The organism is uncultured Campylobacter sp., assembly GCF_938045595.1.
Taxonomy (GTDB): Bacteria; Campylobacterota; Campylobacteria; order Campylobacterales; family Campylobacteraceae; genus Campylobacter_B.
The window spans coordinates 1-1,216 of the sequence record NZ_CALIBB010000177.1 but is presented as its reverse complement, the minus strand read 5'-3'; the positions used below and the strand labels follow the sequence as shown (position 1 = coordinate 1,216).

Sequence of the window (1,216 nt, the reverse complement as noted above, 5' to 3'; positions counted from 1 at the left end):
GTATTTAGATTGCCCAACTTATAAAACCAGTACCCCGATTTTAGTTGATAATGGCGAAGCTTATATAAAATTGGATAAGGATGCTTGTGTTTTTAGAACTGGACCGAAGGGAGATATTGATCCTTTATATTATTTGATTACAAACGGTTTTCCAAAAATGATAGAAATAATCTTGGATCACGGATATAAACCCCAACTGAGCGATCAAAGGTACGATTACATATATATTGTAAGCGATGCCAAAAATTCTATTTTGCCAAGGTCGTATTATATTCTTTTAAATTCAACTCCTAACTATGAGCCTGTATTAGATATTTTATTGAAATATAATGTAATAGGGCAGCCTACGCAGGAGGAATTGGATCTCGCTTACGAACACTGCATTACGTATTATCTGGATAGCTTAGGCAAGAAATGGGACTATATATTTCATATGAGAGATTATCGAAAAGGAGAGAAAATTTTAGGCGGATATGGAACCGCGATAAATGAAAGGGTAGCAAAACAGCACGAAGAGGAACGCAAGAATTTCCCGTTTGGCGACCCGAAACCTGAAAAAAGCATTCAAATCACGCCCGATCCGATAATACTCAATTATTACGATACCGCCGTAAGAGAGTATGGCAGATATTGCGGCGATAAGAAATTAACGAATTTGAAAGAAGAGGATATAAAAACCGAAAAAGAATTTGATAGTTTAAGAGCTCGGTTTAGAGATAGAAATGTCACATTTCCTGACACAAAAGCAGCTATAGCATACCTTAATTTTGCAGAAAAATATAACTTAGTTTTAGATAGCAAGAGTCGCAATAAGTTAATGATTAAATATAACGGCAATCAGATGCTTTTCAATGAATATGTAAAAAATCTACTTCAAGATAAGATAGACAAATCTCAAGGAGTGAAAAAATGAGTGCTAAATTTTATAAGATAGGAATTTAAAATATAGTTTATAAAATTCTAAAATTTCGGTAGTTTGAATATAGTGAAGAAAGTAATAGCTAAATTTATCTGGAATTTACCCATGCCATAATCTTTTATGTTGCATCAAATATATCTCGTTTGCCATATGTCCGAAAATGCATAAGATAAATTAAGCTATAAATTTCTCACTAAAAAAGCGGTTGTGTCTTAAATTTTATCCGTCCACAAATCAAATTTACAATTTTATCTTCCTAACTTCCAGCTCGCCGCCAAAAAAGTTCGCATAGTAAAG

1 pseudogene is annotated in these 1,216 nt (G+C 33.1%); it reads left to right on the top strand.

Annotation, left to right across the window (positions count from 1 at the left end):
• A pseudogene (locus Q0340_RS07150) lies at nucleotides 1–913 on the top strand (hypothetical protein); the annotation flags it as partial.
• Nucleotides 914–1,216: the final 303 nt, after the last annotated feature.